General features: G+C 53.4%; 19 protein-coding genes. 5 read left to right on the top strand and 14 right to left on the bottom strand.

From position 1 onward, the window contains the following. Positions 1–85: 85 nt before the first annotated feature. The 4 genes from ridA to pyrL all read right to left on the bottom strand — a co-directional run bounded on the left by ridA (position 86) and on the right by pyrL (position 2,095). Positions 86–472, bottom strand: a complete 387-nt coding sequence (gene ridA, locus QNN86_RS22865) for a 2-iminobutanoate/2-iminopropanoate deaminase (protein WP_006686395.1) — start codon at positions 470–472, stop codon at positions 86–88. 76 nt (positions 473–548) lie between these two features. Next, positions 549–1,010, bottom strand: coding sequence for an aspartate carbamoyltransferase regulatory subunit (gene pyrI, locus QNN86_RS22860; protein ID WP_003025816.1), 462 nt, complete (start codon positions 1,008–1,010; stop codon positions 549–551). Between the two features lie 12 nt (positions 1,011–1,022). Then, positions 1,023–1,958: an aspartate carbamoyltransferase gene (gene pyrB, locus QNN86_RS22855; RefSeq protein ID WP_096758505.1), complete on the bottom strand. Its 936-nt coding sequence runs from the start codon at positions 1,956–1,958 to the stop codon at positions 1,023–1,025. A gap of 2 nt (positions 1,959–1,960) precedes the next feature. Continuing rightward, positions 1,961–2,095: a pyr operon leader peptide gene (pyrL, locus tag QNN86_RS22850; RefSeq protein ID WP_096758504.1), complete on the bottom strand. Its 135-nt coding sequence runs from the start codon at positions 2,093–2,095 to the stop codon at positions 1,961–1,963. Here pyrL and QNN86_RS22845 point away from each other — a divergent pair. Next, a complete protein-coding gene (locus tag QNN86_RS22845) occupies positions 2,075–2,197 on the top strand; it encodes a hypothetical protein (RefSeq protein WP_096758503.1) in 123 nt (40 codons plus the stop codon). The genes pyrL and QNN86_RS22845 overlap by 21 nt on opposite strands. Here the strand turns inward: QNN86_RS22845 and QNN86_RS22840 are convergent. The 5 genes from QNN86_RS22840 to arcA form a co-directional block, all read right to left on the bottom strand. Continuing rightward, positions 2,194–2,673, bottom strand: a complete 480-nt coding sequence (locus QNN86_RS22840) for an arginine repressor (protein ID WP_096758502.1) — start codon at positions 2,671–2,673, stop codon at positions 2,194–2,196. The two genes, QNN86_RS22845 and QNN86_RS22840, sit on opposite strands and share 4 nt — an antisense overlap. A gap of 144 nt (positions 2,674–2,817) precedes the next feature. Next, positions 2,818–4,221 carry a YfcC family protein gene (locus tag QNN86_RS22835; RefSeq protein WP_096758501.1) on the bottom strand — a complete coding sequence of 468 codons (1,404 nt, stop codon included), beginning with the start codon at positions 4,219–4,221 and terminating at the stop codon, positions 2,818–2,820. A 55-nt stretch (positions 4,222–4,276) separates the two neighbouring features. Then, positions 4,277–5,281: an ornithine carbamoyltransferase gene (argF, locus tag QNN86_RS22830; RefSeq protein WP_414212368.1), complete on the bottom strand. Its 1,005-nt coding sequence runs from the start codon at positions 5,279–5,281 to the stop codon at positions 4,277–4,279. 54 nt (positions 5,282–5,335) lie between these two features. Next, positions 5,336–6,268: a carbamate kinase gene (gene arcC, locus QNN86_RS22825; RefSeq protein WP_182270526.1), complete on the bottom strand. Its 933-nt coding sequence runs from the start codon at positions 6,266–6,268 to the stop codon at positions 5,336–5,338. Positions 6,269–6,277: 9 nt separating this feature from the next. Further along, positions 6,278–7,498, bottom strand: a complete 1,221-nt coding sequence (gene arcA, locus QNN86_RS22820) for an arginine deiminase (RefSeq protein ID WP_181618523.1) — start codon at positions 7,496–7,498, stop codon at positions 6,278–6,280. A gap of 675 nt (positions 7,499–8,173) precedes the next feature. Between arcA and QNN86_RS22815 the strand changes: the two genes are divergently transcribed. Beyond that, a complete protein-coding gene (locus QNN86_RS22815; RefSeq protein ID WP_181618524.1) occupies positions 8,174–8,626 on the top strand; it encodes a YhcH/YjgK/YiaL family protein in 453 nt (150 codons plus the stop codon). A gap of 117 nt (positions 8,627–8,743) precedes the next feature. Here QNN86_RS22815 and argF (QNN86_RS22810) read toward each other — a convergent pair whose 3' ends face one another. Both argF (QNN86_RS22810) and argL read right to left on the bottom strand, forming a co-directional pair. After that, complete coding sequence (gene argF, locus QNN86_RS22810) at positions 8,744–9,748, bottom strand: ornithine carbamoyltransferase (protein ID WP_181618525.1); 1,005 nt, start codon at positions 9,746–9,748, stop codon at positions 8,744–8,746. Then, a complete protein-coding gene (gene argL / locus QNN86_RS22805; RefSeq protein ID WP_371414759.1) occupies positions 9,718–9,813 on the bottom strand; it encodes a putative translational regulatory protein ArgL in 96 nt (31 codons plus the stop codon). The genes argF (QNN86_RS22810) and argL overlap by 31 nt, the downstream gene beginning before the upstream one ends. A 99-nt stretch (positions 9,814–9,912) precedes the next feature. On the opposite strand from argL, the gene rraB reads away from it, so the two are divergent. The 3 genes from rraB to QNN86_RS22790 all read left to right on the top strand — a co-directional run bounded on the left by rraB (position 9,913) and on the right by QNN86_RS22790 (position 12,127). After that, entirely contained in the window at positions 9,913–10,338 is a 426-nt protein-coding gene (gene rraB / locus QNN86_RS22800) for a ribonuclease E inhibitor RraB (RefSeq protein WP_096758495.1), read from the top strand. 51 nt (positions 10,339–10,389) lie between these two features. After that, a complete protein-coding gene (gene miaE, locus QNN86_RS22795) occupies positions 10,390–11,148 on the top strand; it encodes a tRNA isopentenyl-2-thiomethyl-A-37 hydroxylase MiaE (RefSeq protein ID WP_181618526.1) in 759 nt (252 codons plus the stop codon). Between the two features lie 148 nt (positions 11,149–11,296). Next, positions 11,297–12,127: a topoisomerase II gene (locus QNN86_RS22790; protein WP_115259565.1), complete on the top strand. Its 831-nt coding sequence runs from the start codon at positions 11,297–11,299 to the stop codon at positions 12,125–12,127. 25 nt (positions 12,128–12,152) lie between these two features. Here QNN86_RS22790 and QNN86_RS22785 read toward each other — a convergent pair whose 3' ends face one another. The 3 genes from QNN86_RS22785 to holC form a co-directional block, all read right to left on the bottom strand. Further along, complete coding sequence (locus QNN86_RS22785; protein WP_115259564.1) at positions 12,153–12,656, bottom strand: GNAT family N-acetyltransferase; 504 nt, start codon at positions 12,654–12,656, stop codon at positions 12,153–12,155. Between the two features lie 208 nt (positions 12,657–12,864). Next, positions 12,865–15,720, bottom strand: a complete 2,856-nt coding sequence (locus tag QNN86_RS22780) for a valine--tRNA ligase (protein WP_181618527.1) — start codon at positions 15,718–15,720, stop codon at positions 12,865–12,867. Further along, a complete protein-coding gene (gene holC, locus QNN86_RS22775) occupies positions 15,720–16,163 on the bottom strand; it encodes a DNA polymerase III subunit chi (protein ID WP_096758490.1) in 444 nt (147 codons plus the stop codon). The genes QNN86_RS22780 and holC overlap by 1 nt, the downstream gene beginning before the upstream one ends. Positions 16,164–16,239 lie beyond the last annotated feature (76 nt).

The raw sequence follows: 16,239 nt of genomic DNA, 5'->3' as shown, positions 1-16,239 counted from the left end.
CCCGGTGGCGCTGGCGCTTACCGGGCCTGCAAACTGCTCTTCCCCTGGCCGGATAAGGCGAAGCCGCCATCCGGCACAAGAAGACTTAGCGACGAACGGCGATCGCTTCAATCTCGATTTTCACGTCTTTTGGCAGACGAGCTACTTCCACGCAAGAGCGTGCCGGGAAGGTCGCGTTGTGCTCGGTGAAGAACGCTTCGTAGGTAGCATTGACGGTGGCGAAATCGTTCAGGTCTTTAACGAAGACCGTGGTTTTTACGATGTCGCCCACTTTCAGGCCTGCGGCTTCTACGATAGCTTTAACGTTTTCCAGCGACTGACGCGCCTGAGCGGACACGTCTTCCGATACGGCGCCGGTTTTTGGGTCAACCGGGATCTGACCGGAAGTGATAACCATGCTACCCAGATCAACACCCTGAACGTATGGGCCGATTGCTGCTGGTGCATTTTCCGTCGCGATAGTCTTGCTCATGATTTCTCCTGAATTACAGCGGTAATAGAATGTTCCCGCTCATTATAGGGAGCGGGTATCTCATAACCAACCCAAATTAGTTGGCCAGCACCACATAATGCGAAAACTCTTTTTCACAGTATTTGCATTTGAGTGCGATGTCATCAGCACGCTTTTTCACTGCAAAACTGGAAGAAACCGGCTCGGCATGACTGATACAGTTACTGTTCGGGCATACCAGCACGTTATCGATACGCTCAGGCAGGCTGGGGCGTGATTTACCCACCACGTCATAGTCATCAATGCGGTTTACCGTGGCCTGCGGGGCGTACAGCGAGAGCTGGTTGACCTGCTCGTCGGTCAGGAAGGTATTTTCAATTTTGATCAGGTCTTTACGCCCCATCTCACCGGACGGCAGGTTCAGGCCGATGGTGATACGCTGATCGGTCTCTGTCAGTTTGAACAGCGTCAGCAGCTTAAAACCCACCTGTGCGGGAATATGGTCAATCACGGTGCCACGTTTGATGGCTTCAACCTGCAGTTTGTTATCGTGTGTCATCGTCATGTCCTCTTACAGTGCCAGTTCGCTATTCAGTACCAGTGCCAGTAACGCCTGGCGGGCGAAGATGCCGTTGCCTGCCTGCTGGAAATACCAGGCGTGCGGCGTCTTATCGACGTCGGGAGTGATCTCATCGATGCGCGGCAGCGGGTGCAGCACCTTCATGTTCTCTCTGGCACCTTCCAGGTCACTGGCACGCAGAACGAACTGTGCTTTCACGTTGGCGTATTCGGACGGGTCCAGGCGTTCTTTTTGCACGCGGGTCATGTAGAGGATGTCTACGTCCGCCATCACTTCTTCAATCGTGCCGTGCAGGCTCCAGGCGATACCTTTTTCATTCAGCATGTCCAGAATGTACTGCGGCATTGCCAGCGCATCCGGGGCGATAAAGTAGAAGCGGTTACCTTCGAACTTCGCCAGCGCCTGAGTCAGAGAGTGAACGGTACGGCCATATTTCAGATCGCCCACCATCGCAATTTGCAGATTGTCCAGGCGACCCTGCGTTTCCTGAATGGTGAACAGGTCCAGTAGCGTCTGGGTCGGATGCTGGTTAGAGCCGTCTCCCGCGTTCAGTATCGGCACATTGCCGGAGAACTCCGTGGCCAGACGCGCGGCGCCTTCCTGCGGATGACGCATTACAATGGCGTCGACGTAGGTGCTGATGACGGAAATGGTGTCAGCCAGCGTTTCACCTTTTTTGCCCAGTGAGGTGTTGCTGCTGTCAGAGAATCCCACCACGCTGGCGCCCAGACGGTGCATTGAGGTTTCAAAAGATAAACGGGTGCGGGTTGAGGCTTCGAAGAAACAGCTGGCGATCACCTTATGCTTCAACAGCTCCGGCTGCGGGTGGGCTTTTAGTTTCGCCGCCGTCGCGAGTACCAGATTGAGGTCATCGCGGCTGAGGTCGTTTATGGAAATGATGTGTTTTTGATAGAGCGGGTTAGCCATGTTTATCTCCTGACGCCTGGGCAAAAAAAAAGCCCCTCAATTGAGGGGCTTAGAATGATGAGCAACGGGAAGAAAAACGGCAGGCCAGCGTCTTTTTTCAGACGCGGTAAGACAAAATGTCGTACACACTGAACCATAGATCCTCCCGGCAAATTGTCGGCGATTATACTCAGCTACGTTATAGGATCAAGCGAATAATGCACAAATTATTCATCGCAAACGGTTCTTATGAATTTTAATTCATGTTGAGTAAATAATTAATCTGCTTGTGAACCAGGCCTGTTCGTTGCACCACCCGTGGTGCGACCCAGACAATACTGCTGCCCGCAATAACACCCAGAATTTCCGGCAAGGCGTGGTAGTCGAGGATTCTGGCCACGGCGCGGCCATATCCCGCCGCGGTGTGGATGAGGATAAATTCGCTATTGTGTTCAACGCTGACCACCATTTCAGCAATCGATCGCGCGGCATCAGGGGCCGGTCGCGATTGGGGATTTACAGAATAAATTTTTTGTCCTTTGGTATTTCTTATCTTTATGGCACCGAGCAGTTTCAGCAAACGCGATACGGTGGACTGACTGATGCTGGTAAAACCCTGACTTTGCAGATCGCGGCGTATATCCTCCTGAGATAAATAGCTTTTTTCTGTAATCAGGCGCTGGCAAACAGCCAGCTGTTGCTGCTCTTTGGCAGAGCAATCATCGAATTCCTTCATAGAAACCCCTTATATTTATTATTCATATCAATGTGATGGAGGAATTCACCACATTTACAGTATGCATAACGGCTCAAACGGGCGGTTGTGTAGAAAAACGAGAGCACGTTCAAAAAAGCCGTCGATATCCGACGGCCACAAGGGTTACAGCATGGCGCCGATGCTCAGGACAGCCATGTTGAGTAGCGTCAGAATGAGCACCAGTGGGGCAACCCATTTCAGATACCGCACGTAAGGGACGCGAGCGATGGCCAGCCCACCCATTACGACGGCTGAAGTGGGGGTAATCAGATTCACAATGCCGGAAGCGGATTGGTATGCGGTGACGACCAGATCCCTGGGGACATGGGCGAAGTCGGCCAGTGGGGCCATAATCGGCATGGTGAGTACTGCCAGACCAGATGAAGAAGGCACCAGGAAGGAGAGTAAAACTTCCAGCCAGTAGGTCACGTTGATGAAAATGGTGGTGGAGAGACCGGAGACCAAATTCTCGGCGCTGTGCAGAATGGTGTGGGTTATCATGCCGTTATCCATCACCACGACGATGCCGCGCGCAATGCCGATAATCAACGCCACCCCCAGCAGATCCCGCGCGCCGTCAATGAACGTACTGGTAAAGTCTTCTTCACTCATCCGGGCGATAACGCCGACAATAATCGCCGAGGCCAGAAAGACAGCGGATATTTCCGCCATCCACCATCCGAGTACCGCCACCCCATAAATCATCACCGCAAAGGCTGCCGCGAAAATGAACAGGATGCATTTACGCGTTGCAGTGAATTCAAGGTTTGTATTGGCACGGTTACCGAGAAAATGGGCGCGGTTTTCTTCCATTTTATCCGCCACGACAGACAGCTCCGGATGACTGCGAACTTTCCGCGCATAGCGCATCACCCAGACGACGCAGATAACATAGCCGACGACCAGCAGCAGAATGCGCATCAGCATGCCCTGGGTGAAGGGGATCCCGGCAGCGTTAGCGGCGATAACCGTCGCAAAAGGGTTAATGGTGGAGCCGAGGGTACCAATCCCCGCACCGAGCAGAACGGTGGCGGCGGCAACCAGCGGATCGAAGCGAGCAGCCATCATGACCGGGACTAATAGTGTGTAGAACGGGAGCGACTCTTCCGCCATCCCGTAAATCGTTCCCCCGGCGGCAAAAAGTCCCATCAGAATAGGGATCATCCATTCTTCTTTGCCGTTGAGCCTGACCGTCACGCGTTCGATTCCGGCGTCGATGGCACCGGTTTTGTTCATTACCCCCAGAAAACCGCCAATGATCAGGACAAAGAGCGCCACATCAATGGCGCCAGCGGTGTAGGTTTCGTGGTTATACAGGCCATCGATCGGGGCCAGCAGTACGGCGGTGATACCTTGTGGATGCGCCTCGGCGGCGGCATAGGTGCCGGCAACCGGTACCTCTTTACCCAGTGTGGCATTCATCGCCATCTGGTATTTCCCCGCCGGGACAATCCAGGTCATAACCGCAACGAGAGCAATGAGAATAAACAGAATGGTATACGCGCTGGGAAATTTGAGTTTGCCCATGATGTTCTCCGGATAGCTCGGGCATACGCCGTCAGGCGGCATATGCCCGCAGGGGTTAGTCGCCGAGTGTCGCTACCATGACCGCTTTGATGGTATGCATCCGGTTCTCTGCTTCGTCGAAGACGATGGAGTGAGCTGACTCGAAGACCTCTTCCGTCACTTCAAGTCCTTTCAGGCCGTAAGCGGTTTCGATCTCACGCCCAACCTTGGTGTGCTCGTTATGAAAGGCGGGCAGGCAGTGCATAAACTTCACGTCAGGATTGCCGGTCGCGTTGATGACCTGCTGGTTAATCTGGTAGGGCGTCATCAGGCTGACGCGTTCTGCCCAGGCCTCTTTGGGTTCACCCATCGAGACCCAGACGTCGGTGTAGAGGAAATCGACGTCGTAAACGCCTTCTTCAACATCGTCGGTGAGCGTGATGCGCGCACCCGTTACGCCAGCGATTTCGCGGCATTCGGCAACCAATGTTTCATCTGGCCAGAAGGATTTTGGTGCCACCAGGCGAATGTCCATCCCCATTTTTGCGGCGCCGACCATCAGTGAATTACCCATGTTATTGCGGGCATCACCGAGGTAGGCGAAGCTCAATTCCGGCAAGGTTTTCCCCGGCGCGTGTTCCAGCATGGTCATCAGATCGGCGAGGATCTGCGTGGGGTGAAATTCGTTTGTCAGTCCGTTCCAGACAGGAACACCGGCGAATTCACCCAGCTCTTCAACGATGTCCTGGCCGAACCCGCGGTATTCGATGCCGTCGTACATGCGGCCTAACACGCGGGCGGTGTCTTTCATCGACTCCTTGTGACCAACCTGCGAACCGCTGGGGCCGAGGTAGGTCACCTGTGCGCCCTGGTCGAACGCGCCGACTTCAAAAGCGCAGCGGGTGCGGGTGGAGGTTTTTTCAAAGATCAGCGCGATGTTTTTGCCGACCAGCGTTTGTCTTTCGCGTCCGGCTTTTTTCGCCGTTTTTAACTCGATAGCCAGATCGATCAGGTACTGGATTTCCGTCGGGGTGTAGTCCAGCAGTTTGAGAAAATTGCGATTTTTCAGGTTAACAGTCATGTAAATGTCCTTATGTAGGCCGGATAAGGCGAAGCCGCCATCCGGCAAAAAGCCTTAAGCGTTAACGTCAGTGGTTTCGAGGCGAATCAATGTGCCTTTCTCTCCGGCGAGAATGGCCGGTCCGTCAGCCAATGCGCCGATGCCTGCAATCCCGTGACAGTGAGAGACAAACTCTGCGCAGGCGGTGACTTTGGGGCCCATTGAACCGGCGTCGAATTGCATTTCGCCGAGTCGTTCCGGCGTGACCTGGGCCAGCGGACGCTGCGTCGGTTTTCCCCAGTCGAGATACACCGCGTCAGCATCGGTCAGGATCAGCAGCGCGTCGGCGTGGATCTGGCTGGCAAGTAGGGCGGCGGAGAGATCTTTGTCGATTACCGCTTCAATGCCGTGGTAGCCATCAGCTTTTTCCACCACCGGCACACCGCCGCCGCCGTTGCAAATCACCAGATGATCGCGAGCGATAAGCGCGCAGATCGCATCACTTTCCACGATGCGTTTTGGCTGTGGCGAGGGCACCACGCGGCGGAATGCTTTCCCGTCGGCTTTGAAAATCCAGCCTTTTTCCGTTTGTAATGTTTTGGCCTGGGCCGCGTCATAAATCGGCCCGATGTATTTGGTTGGGTTGCTGAAAGCCGGATCGTTGGCATCGACTTCAACCTGCGTCAGCAGGACGCTGATTTCACGCTGTGGAAGCTGGTTTTTCAGCGCCTGCTGTAGCATGTAGCCAATCATTCCCTGACTTTCTGCGCCGAGAACGTCGAGCGGATAAGGCGTGACGGCGGTATACGCGCTGTTTTGTAAGGCCAACAGGCCAACCTGCGGACCGTTGCCGTGTACCAGGATCACGCGCCATTGCTGCGTGAGCCGGGCGATGGTTCTTGCCGCCAGTTCAATGTTTTTCCGCTGCACGTCCGCTTCCAGCGGCTCGCCGCGTTTAAGCAGCGCGTTACCGCCCAGGGCGACAACTAAAGTCGGTTTGTTTTCCATGACGTCTCCTTAAATACCGTCGCGTTCCAGCGGGCAGCTCATGCAGCGCGCACCGCCGCGTCCGCGTCCAAGTTCATCGCCAGGAATGGGTAAAACGGTGATACCGGCTTTGTCGTATTTTTCGTTGGTCCAGATGTTGCGCTCGTAGCCCACGACCACGCCGGGGCGCAGCGTCAGGACGTTGTTTGCGTCATTCCACTGCTCACGCTCGGCTTCAAAGGTGTCGCCACCGGTGGTGATCAGGCGAATTTGATCAACTCCCAGCGCTTTTTCGAGGGCGTGTACCAGCGTGTTTTCTTGCGTACGCTTCAGGCCGCCGCGGCCGTCTGGCGTCAGGGTCCAGCACTGCACATCCGGGCGGACGACTTCCGGGTAGACGGAGAAGGTATCGACGTCTATGTGGGTCATGACGGTGTCGAGATGCATGCAGGAGCGGTGTTTTGGTAACTCCACGGCGATGACGCGCTCAGCCTGGCGATGCTTGAATAGCGACTGGGCAAGGAACTCGATTCCCTGCGGCGTGGTCCGTTCAGACATGCCGATCAGCACCGCACCGCGGCCAATGACCAGCACATCTCCACCTTCTAACGTGGCGTGGTCATAATTAATATTTTCATCACCGAAGTATTTAATAAAATCACCCTCGGCAAATTGCGGGTGCCAGCGATAAATTGCGCGCAGATTATTGGTTTCGCGCTGACGGGCTGTTTTTGCCATCGGGTTAATCGACACACCGTTATAAATCCAGCATGAGGTATCGCGGGTAAATAAATGGTTCGGTAATGGCTTCATAATAAAATCATTAATATCGTGGGTATCAACCACCATATTTTTGATTGAAGCGGGAATCTCCCCGTAAGTAAGTCCGCCGCTTAAATGTCGGGCAAGTTCCCGGTGCGACATATCGGCAAGCCAGGCGCGAATATCCGAGGCGAAGGCGGGGCCCAGGCGATAGTCTGAGATTTGCGTATCCAGCAACCAACTTTTGGCTTCCGCGGTATCTAGGGTTTGTGTCAGTAAATCAGTTAGTAACAGGACTTCAATGCCCTCCTGACGCAGCGTATTGGCGAAAATGTCATGTTCTTCACCTGCGCGTTCGACTGAAAGCACATCATCAAAAAGCAGCTCCTGACAGTTCGATGGTGTCAGCCTTTTTAAGCTAAGATTAGGGCGGTGTAGCATCACGCTACGTAATTGACCGATTTCGGAACCGACATAATGCTTTTCCATCATTATTCCTTTAATACGATTTTAAAAAATAAAGAGGAGACGCCTGCAAATAATATTATTTTGCAGTCATGATTTTTCAGCTGATTTCAGAATCTATATTTAGATCTTCTGTGCAATGGAAATGTGATTTATTTCACAGTCGGGAGGATGTTGATTTTTTCTTGATTAATATATGACGTAGCTCTGAGAAATTAAAAAATAATAAACTGGGGAATTGAATTGCTACTCAGGAATATGTCTTGTTATTTGTCTTTGTTAATGCCTTGTGTAATTTATTAATTTAAGTGTTGTTTTCAATGCTTTGATTTTTAAAGATATTTATGCAATTCGTGAATGGTTATTCGATTTTTTTATTTTATTATTTGTACTCTGTGATTGATTGACAAATAAATATGGTGAAGTACGGCGATTATCAACGGGAAGTGAACTGTGACCCACTGCCGGTTTTTCTAATAAAAACTGGTAGAACAGTCTATTAGGCGTGGATTGAGAAAGAGGAGAGCACGAGTTATGCAGAGTTCATGCATAACTCGCTGCGCTGAGTTAACAACTGAATAACATCATCAGCGATAAACATGCGTTGACGCAAAATATCGGTAAATAGCAGTGGTAGGGCAGACGATTTTTTCGTATAACAAACAAAAATGAAACGATGTTTTAGTTAAGGGGTTAGACATGATTATCGGTAATATCCACCACCTGGAAGCATGGCTGCCGGAAGAGCTGCGTCAGGCAATTGAACACATTAAAGCGCACGTGACGGATGCAACGGAAAAAGGGAAACATGACATCGACGGCGATCGCCTGTTTTATTTGATTGCCGAAGATATGACCGAGCCGTTTGCGCAGCGCCGTGCGGAGTACCATGCCCGCTATCTGGATATTCAGATCCTGCTCAAAGGCCAGGAAGGGATGACCTTCAGTACGCTGCCTGCGGGCACGCCGGAAACCGACTGGCTGGCAGATAAAGATATCGCTTTCTTGCCAGAAGGGGCGGAAGAGAAAACGGTGGTGCTGAACGAAGGTGACTTTGTGGTGTTCTATCCGGGCGAAGTGCATAAGCCGCTGTGCGCGGTAGGTACGCCTGCGCTGGTGCGCAAAGCCGTGGTAAAAATGCTGGTCGAATAAGTGATTTTATGATGCCGGATGGCGACGCAATAGCGTCTTATCCGGCCTACGGGAGCACGGTTGTAGGCCGGATAAGATGCGTAGCATCGCCATCCGGCATTCTTTTCATCTACACGCTCACTTCGCTAATGTCGCCACCATCACCGCTTTAATGGTGTGCATGCGGTTTTCTGCCTGATCAAAGACAATACTGGCTGGTGACTCAAAGACCTCATCGGTTACTTCCATCCCGCCGTGCAAACCGTATTCTTGCGCCATTTGTTTACCCAGCGTGGTTTGGTCATCATGAAATGCTGGCAGGCAGTGCAGGAATTTCACCTGCGGATTGCCGGTTAGCGCCATCATCGCGCTGTTGACCTGATAGTTACGCAGCAGGGCAATTCGTTCGGCCCACTTCTCTTTGGCTTCACCCATGGATACCCAGACGTCGGTATAAATGAAGTCCGCACCTTTCACGCCTGTCGCAATATCGTCGGTCAGGGTGATATTACCGCCGTTTTTCTGTGCCAGCGCTTTGCATTCGGCTACCAGGCTCTCTTCTGGCCAGCAAGCCGGTGGTGCAACCAGGCGCAGATCCAGCCCGGTTAACGCAGCGGCTTCCAGCATCGAATTGCCCATATTGTTACGGGCATCGCCGGTGTACACCAGCGTCATCTCGTGAAACGCTTTACCCGGCAGGTGTTCCTGCATGGTTAGCAGATCGGCCAGTAACTGGGTGGGGTGGAATTCGTTGGTCAATCCGTTCCATACCGGAACCCCGGCATATTCGGCCAGCGTCTCCACCACCTCCTGACCGTGGCCGCGATACTGGATACCGTCATACATGCGGCCCAGTACGCGGGCGGTGTCTTTTATTGACTCTTTATGGCCAATCTGGCTGCCGCTTGGCCCGAGATAGGTCACACGCGCGCCTTGATCGTAAGCGGCAACTTCGAAAGAGCAACGAGTACGGGTCGAGTCTTTTTCGAAGATGAGCGCAATATTTTTACCGGTCAGCATAGCGACCTCTGTGCCGTTTTTCTTGTCCGCCTTGAGCTGGGCGGCGAGCTGCAGCAGTGACGTGAGTTCAGCAGAGGTAAAATCGAGCAGTTTCAAGAAGTGCTTCTGATAAAATGCAGACATGGTTCCCTCACATGGCTTAGGCCATTTATTGAATTAAAATTCAATTTATATGTATGTTTATTCATTTGCAACCTTGTTTAACAAATCTTTCCTGGAAAGGTGGAGGCAATGTCAGCGGTATGTGACAATAAGAGTATCGGCAGGACATTATGAGGATATGAGCCATGGCAAACCCGGAACACCTGGAAGAACAGCGTGAAGAAACACGCTTGATTATTGAAGAGTTACTTGAAGATGGTAGCGATCCTGACGCGCTGTATACCATTGAGCATCACCTTTCCGCGGATGACTTTGAAACCCTGGAAAAAGCAGCGGTAGAAGCCTTCAAGCTGGGTTATGAAGTCACCGAGCCGGAAGAGCTGGAAGTGGAAGAAGGCGACACGGTCATTTGCTGTGACATCCTCAGTGAATGTGCGCTGAACGCCGAGCTGATTGACACTCAGGTTGAACAACTGATGAACCTGGCTGAAAAATTTGACGTGGAATACGACGGATGGGGCACTTATTTTGAAGACCCTAACGGCGAAGAAGGTGAAGACGGCGACGATGACGATCTCGTCGACGAAGATGATGACGGCGTGCGTCACTAAGTCATCTGCTGACCTACGGCGGCGCATGCTGCCGTAGGGCAAGGACAACGTATGGATTACCCGCAAATACTCTCCCCGATTCTGGATTTCCTGCACTGCAAAACGCCCGAGGCCTGGCTTGATAAAGCGCGCGACCCGGCAAATCTTCCCCTGCTGCTGACCGACCATCTGGTCTGCGAGCTGAAAGCGGCGCAAACCGCGATGCTGCTGGTGCGTAAATATGTTGCGGATAAGCAGGGATCGCAGGCGATGCTGGAGTGGCTGAAACCCTATGAAGCCTTTGCCTTCCGGGAAGGGGAAGAGCCGGATTTCACCTTGCTGAACAAGCAGATCAGCAAAAGCATCATGCCCCAGACTGACGACCCGTGGGGGCGACAGCTTATCGACAGCATGGTGCTGCTGATCAAAGAAGAGCTACACCACTTCTGGCAGGTGCGTGAAGCGATGCGAAGCCGCCAAATTCCGTATATCAAAATGACCGCCAGTCGTTACGCCAAGGGCATGCTTAAAGAAGTCCGTACCCATGAGCCGTTAACGCTGATTGATAAGCTGATCTGCGGCGCCTACATTGAGGCGCGATCCTGCGAGCGTTTTGCCGCGCTGGCACCGTATCTGGATGATGAATTACAGGCGTTTTATCTGTCGCTGCTGCGCTCAGAGGCGCGCCATTATCAGGATTATCTGGCGTTGGCACAGCAGGCGGCCGACCATGACATCAGTGACCGGGTACGGTTTTTTGGTGAGGTGGAAGCATCCCTGATCTTATCACCGGACGATGAGTTTCGTTTTCATAGCGGCGTGCCAGCCTAGCTCCACTCTCTGGTACGGTGTCTCTCTTCCTCCTTCCCGGTAGCTAAAATCTGGTGGCTAGAAATCGATCGCACCTGCCGCAATAATCAAACCACTTGAAGGGGGAATATATCCCCGCTATATGCATTGATATGAAAAAGGATGGTGAATGAACTGGGCACACGTATTGTTGGCAGGCTATATCGGGGCGGTGATTGCGACCGTGGTGGGCGTCTGTCGTAAAAAGGGCTGGGTAGGTAAGGTCTCCGGTGCGGTGATTTTTGTCGTGGCGATTATCGGCTGGAATCTGTTTGATACGCACTATCTCATCCCGCGCGAAAGTCCGGACTATGGGCTGACTGAAACGCAGAAATTCGAGAAAGCAATGCTGACAATGCCCGTCTATGAGGTCATTAAGGAGCAGGAACCCGCGCTATGGCAGACGATTCTCAACCAGGCGGTGGAGATGAAAACGGCGGGGAAAAGCGAGCAGCAGATTATTGACACCATACAGCCGCAGATCCTGACGTTCCAGATGGCGCGCTTACAGCAGGCACCCGATGCCAACGTGATTGCCTATATGCAGGTGAACCTCGCGCAAATTGACGCGATAGCGAAAGTAGGCGGTGACGAATGCTTTCGCTTCCTGTTCCCGGCGGTAAAGGGCGGTATCAACCCGGTACAGCTTATTCCACGTGAAATTATGAGTCGCCGTATGGCGAATGACATGACGATGCTGCAGGCGGCTTATGGCCCGGGAAAACATACGGTTACGGCGGAAGAAAAAGAGCTGGCTCTTCAGGATCTGCAAGCCATTAGTCCGGGACTGGTGCAGCGCTATGGGCCGGATATTCAAATCATGGCCGACCCGAATAAAGGCGTGGGTAAAGAGCAACTGGCTTGCGATATGGTTCAGGATCTGTGGACGCAGGTTCTCAAATTGCCGACCGCTCGCGCCGCCGGCGTGATTCGTCTGATGCTCTCAGCCGAAATGCAATAACGCAGTATTGCCCCTTTGCCTAACGTCAGAGGGGTTTTAGCATCCGCACTTCGCAATCTACATGCCCCGTGCAGCCCAGCGGCTCGGCAATATGCGCAAAGCCCAGACGTTCATAGAGGTGAATCGCCTCGGTCAGAAATTCGGTGGTTTCCAGATAGCACTGTTTAAATCCCTGCTCACGGGCGTGATCGAGAGCCATCAACGCCAGCTTTTTCGCCAGTCCCTGACCACGCACGCTCGGCAGAAAGTACATCTTCTGTAATTCGCAAATATCCGGCTCGCTACAGCCTAATGGCGCAACGCCACCGCCACCGACGACCTGCCCATTTTGTTCAACCACCCAATAGGCCGCACCCGGCTGGCTGTATACCTGGAATAACTCATCGAGATTAGGGTCAGCCACCGTGTAACCTTTATCAGCGGTCAAACCGTATTCGGCGGAGACCTGGCGGATCACGTGGGCAATGGCGGTGTTATCGTCGGCAGCAATGCGACGCAGCGTTGCCGAGACAGGTGTAATGACACTCATAGCGAACTCATGACGTAAAAGTGGGACATATGCAGTTAATACCACTGCGGAGAGGGAAAGCGCAAGCGAGGATAATTCAATAAAAAGCCTCTGGGCGGAGTGCGTCAGAGGCTTTTATCGTCTGCGGTGTCGGATGCGCTACGCTTATCCGACATACGATGACGGTGCCTGTAGGCCGGATAAGCGTCGCTCCATCCGGCAAACAGCTTTACAGCGCGGCAATAACCGCCTGCTGTTCAATCAGCTTCGCTTTCGCTTCCGCGTAACCTTCCAGCTTCTCACGCTCTTTAGCAATCACCGCTTCCGGTGCGCGCGCAACGAAACCTTCGTTGGAGAGCTTGCCTTCGATACGGGCAATCTCACCGTCGATTTTCGCCACTTCTTTTGCCAGACGCGCCAGCTCATCTTCTTTGTTGATGAGGCCAGCCATCGGGATCAGCAGCTCGGCGCCGTCGATAATTTTGGTCACGGAAACCGGACCTTTATCATCAGCAGGCAGCACGGTGATGCTTTCCAGACGCGCCAAGTTCAGCAGGAAGCTACGGTTGTCGTTCACACGACGCATCGCGGCTTCGCTGCAACCACGCAGTAACAGTTCAAGCGGTTTGCCCGGCGCGATGTTCATTTCCGCACGGATGTTACGGATAGCAACGATCGCCTGCTTCAGCCACTCGGTGTCCGCCAACGCGGCTTCATCAACCTGCGCTGCGTCGTATTCCGGGAACGGCTGCAGCATGATGGTGTCAGCGGTAATACCGCAAATGACCTTCACACGCTGCCAGATGGTTTCGGTGATGAACGGAATGATCGGGTGCGCCAGGCGCAGCAGACCTTCCAGCACGGTGACCAGCGTATGGCGGGTACCGCGCAGTTCAGACTCGGAACCGCCGTTCATTACCGGCTTGGTCAGCTCCAGATACCAGTCGCAGAACTGGTTCCAGGTGAACTCGTACAGAATGCCTGCAGCGATGTCGAAGCGGAAGTTATCCAGTGCCTCGCGGTACGCTTTAACGGTCTGGTTGAATTCAGCCAGGATCCAGCGGTCCGCCAGAGACAGGGTCATTTCGCCGCCGTTGAAGCCGCAATCCTGCTCTTCAGTGTTCATCAGCACAAAGCGGCTGGCGTTCCACAGCTTGTTACAGAAGTTACGGTAACCTTCGAGACGCTTCATATCCCAGTTGATATCGCGACCGGTTGAGGCCAGTGCCGCCAGGGTGAAACGCAGGGCGTCGGTACCGTGCGGCTCGATGCCGTCCGGGAACTGCTTCTCGGTACGTTTAGCAATTTTCTCAGCCAGCTGCGGCTGCATCATGTTGCCGGTACGTTTCTCCAGCAGATCCGGCAGGGAAATACCATCAACCATATCCAGCGGGTCGATAACGTTACCCTTGGACTTGGACATCTTCTGGCCTTCGTCGTCACGAATCAGACCGGTCATGTAGACCGTCTTAAACGGAACCTGCGGCTTGCCGTTTTCATCTTTGATGAAGTGCATGGTCATCATGATCATGCGGGCAATCCAGAAGAAGATGATGTCGAAGCCAGAAACCATCACGCTGGTTGGGTGGAACTGACGCAGCGCGTCGGTGTTTTCCGGCCAACCCAGCGTAGAGAAGGTCCACAGCGCGGAGGAGAACCAGGTGTCGAGAACGTCTTCGTCCTGACGAAGCTGAACGTCGGCGCCGAGGTTATTTTCCTGACGCACTTCGTCTTCGGTACGGCCGACATAGACGTTGCCGTCGTTGTCATACCATGCCGGGATGCGGTGACCCCACCACAGCTGACGCGAGATACACCAGTCCTGAATATCACGCATCCAGGAGAAGTACATGTTTTCGTACTGCTTCGGCACGAACTGAATGTCGCCATTCTCCACCGCTTCAACCGCCGGTTTCGCCAGCACGTCGGCACGGACGTACCACTGGTCGGTCAGCATCGGTTCGATAACCACGCCGCCACGGTCGCCGTAAGGTACGGTCAGGTCGTGCGGTTTAATCTCTTCCAGCAGGCCCAGCGCGTCGATAGCGGCAACCACCGCTTTACGTGCGGCAAAGCGCTCCAGCTTCTGGAACTCAGCCGGGATCGCGTTGGAATAGACGTCAGATTCTTCGCCTTTGGTGTCGTACACCTCCGCGGTTTCGCGGATGTCGCCGTCAAAGGTCAGGATGTTGATCATCGGCAGGCCGTGACGTTTACCGACTTCATAGTCGTTAAAGTCGTGCGCCGGGGTGATCTTCACGCAGCCGGTGCCTTTTTCCATATCGGCGTGTTCATCACCAACAATCGGAATACGGCGGTTAACCAGCGGCAGGATAACGAATTTGCCGATCAAGTCTTTATAACGCGGATCTTCCGGGTTAACGGCCACACCGGTATCGCCCAGCACGGTTTCCGGACGCGTGGTGGCGACCACCAGATAATCTTTCCCGTCTGCGGTTTTTGCGCCGTCAGCCAGCGGATAGCGGATGTGCCACATTGAGCCTTTTGACTCGCGGTTTTCTACTTCCAGATCGGAGATGGCGGTGCGCAGTTTCGGGTCCCAGTTTACCAGGCGCTTGCCACGGTAAATCAGGTCTTCTTTGTACAGGCGAACAAAGACTTCTTTCACGGCATTGGAAAGACCTTCGTCCATGGTGAAGCGCTCGCGCTCCCAGTCCACGGAGTTGCCCAGACGGCGCATCTGACGGGTAATGGTACCGCCGGATTCCGCTTTCCACTGCCAGATTTTATCGATAAACGCATCGCGACCGTAGTCGTGACGGGTTTTACCTTCTTCAGCGGCAATCTTACGCTCAACCACCATTTGGGTGGCGATACCCGCGTGGTCGGTACCGGCCTGCCACAGGGTGTTTTTACCCTGCATGCGCTGGTAGCGGATCATGGTGTCCATGATGGTTTGCTGGAAAGCATGACCCATATGCAAACTGCCGGTGACGTTCGGCGGCGGGATCATGATGCAGAAGGACTCTTTGCTTTCATCGCCGTTAGGTTTGAAATAGCCCTGCTTTTCCCAGTGCTCGTAAAGCGGCTGTTCGATATCTTGTGGGTTGTATGTCTTTTCCATTATTTCCAGGTTGCCGTATTCAGGTTAAAACCAGCCACGCGGTAAGCTTTGTAGCGCTCGCGTGCCGATTGTTTCAAAGAATCTTCATAAGGGACGAAGTCTACCACTTCTGTGAAAGCGGTGGCAAAATCTACAAAGCCGACGCGCAAACTGATCAGCAGATCGCGTGGGCTGCTGTTGCGTTTTTCTGGCCAGGCAATTTCGACCGGAGCACCGCCACGCGGACCTTCCCCCGCCAGATTATGCGGCACGAAGCTTTCTGCCGGTCTTGCCCACAGCGCTTCATCCAGCCGAATAGCCTGTTTTTCGTCTTCACAGGCGATCAGTACGCGCTTGCCCGCGCGCCAACGTTCTGCGGCAATTTCACACACCAGTTGTTCAACGGCGCTTAAGCCATCTTGTTGTGTGTCGTTATCCAGAAGATAGAACGTTGCGTTTCTCATAATATGGGGCTTCTTGTTGTGGATTTAAATGCAAAGCCGGATGGCGCTACGCTTATCCGGCCTACGGTTAAATACT

It is taken from the genome of Citrobacter sp. C348, assembly GCF_047467975.1.
Classification (GTDB): Bacteria; Pseudomonadota; Gammaproteobacteria; order Enterobacterales; family Enterobacteriaceae; genus Citrobacter; species Citrobacter gillenii.
This window is presented reverse-complemented; position numbering and strand designations above follow the sequence as displayed.

Bases quoted from the DNA above. Each gene is read 5' to 3' on its own strand.
- rraB (WP_096758495.1), top strand. From the start codon at position 9,913: ATGGCAAACCCGGAACACCTGGAAGAACAGCGTGAAGAAACACGCTTG.
- holC (WP_096758490.1), bottom strand. From the start codon at position 16,163: ATGAGAAACGCAACGTTCTATCTTCTGGATAACGACACACAACAAGAT.
- arcC (WP_182270526.1), bottom strand. From the start codon at position 6,268: ATGGAAAACAAACCGACTTTAGTTGTCGCCCTGGGCGGTAACGCGCTG.
- pyrB (WP_096758505.1), bottom strand. From the start codon at position 1,958: ATGGCTAACCCGCTCTATCAAAAACACATCATTTCCATAAACGACCTC.
- QNN86_RS22815 (WP_181618524.1), top strand. From the start codon at position 8,174: ATGATTATCGGTAATATCCACCACCTGGAAGCATGGCTGCCGGAAGAG.
- arcA (WP_181618523.1), bottom strand. From the start codon at position 7,498: ATGGAAAAGCATTATGTCGGTTCCGAAATCGGTCAATTACGTAGCGTG.
- pyrI (WP_003025816.1), bottom strand. From the start codon at position 1,010: ATGACACACGATAACAAACTGCAGGTTGAAGCCATCAAACGTGGCACC.
- QNN86_RS22780 (WP_181618527.1), bottom strand. From the start codon at position 15,720: ATGGAAAAGACATACAACCCACAAGATATCGAACAGCCGCTTTACGAG.
- QNN86_RS22790 (WP_115259565.1), top strand. From the start codon at position 11,297: ATGAACTGGGCACACGTATTGTTGGCAGGCTATATCGGGGCGGTGATT.
- QNN86_RS22845 (WP_096758503.1), top strand. From the start codon at position 2,075: ATGTCGTACACACTGAACCATAGATCCTCCCGGCAAATTGTCGGCGAT.
- argF (WP_181618525.1), bottom strand. From the start codon at position 9,748: ATGTCTGCATTTTATCAGAAGCACTTCTTGAAACTGCTCGATTTTACC.
- QNN86_RS22785 (WP_115259564.1), bottom strand. From the start codon at position 12,656: ATGAGTGTCATTACACCTGTCTCGGCAACGCTGCGTCGCATTGCTGCC.
- QNN86_RS22840 (WP_096758502.1), bottom strand. From the start codon at position 2,673: ATGAAGGAATTCGATGATTGCTCTGCCAAAGAGCAGCAACAGCTGGCT.
- pyrL (WP_096758504.1), bottom strand. From the start codon at position 2,095: ATGGTTCAGTGTGTACGACATTTTGTCTTACCGCGTCTGAAAAAAGAC.
- QNN86_RS22835 (WP_096758501.1), bottom strand. From the start codon at position 4,221: ATGGGCAAACTCAAATTTCCCAGCGCGTATACCATTCTGTTTATTCTC.
- argL (WP_371414759.1), bottom strand. From the start codon at position 9,813: ATGAATAAACATACATATAAATTGAATTTTAATTCAATAAATGGCCTA.
- ridA (WP_006686395.1), bottom strand. From the start codon at position 472: ATGAGCAAGACTATCGCGACGGAAAATGCACCAGCAGCAATCGGCCCA.
- argF (WP_414212368.1), bottom strand. From the start codon at position 5,281: ATGACTGTTAACCTGAAAAATCGCAATTTTCTCAAACTGCTGGACTAC.
- miaE (WP_181618526.1), top strand. From the start codon at position 10,390: ATGGATTACCCGCAAATACTCTCCCCGATTCTGGATTTCCTGCACTGC.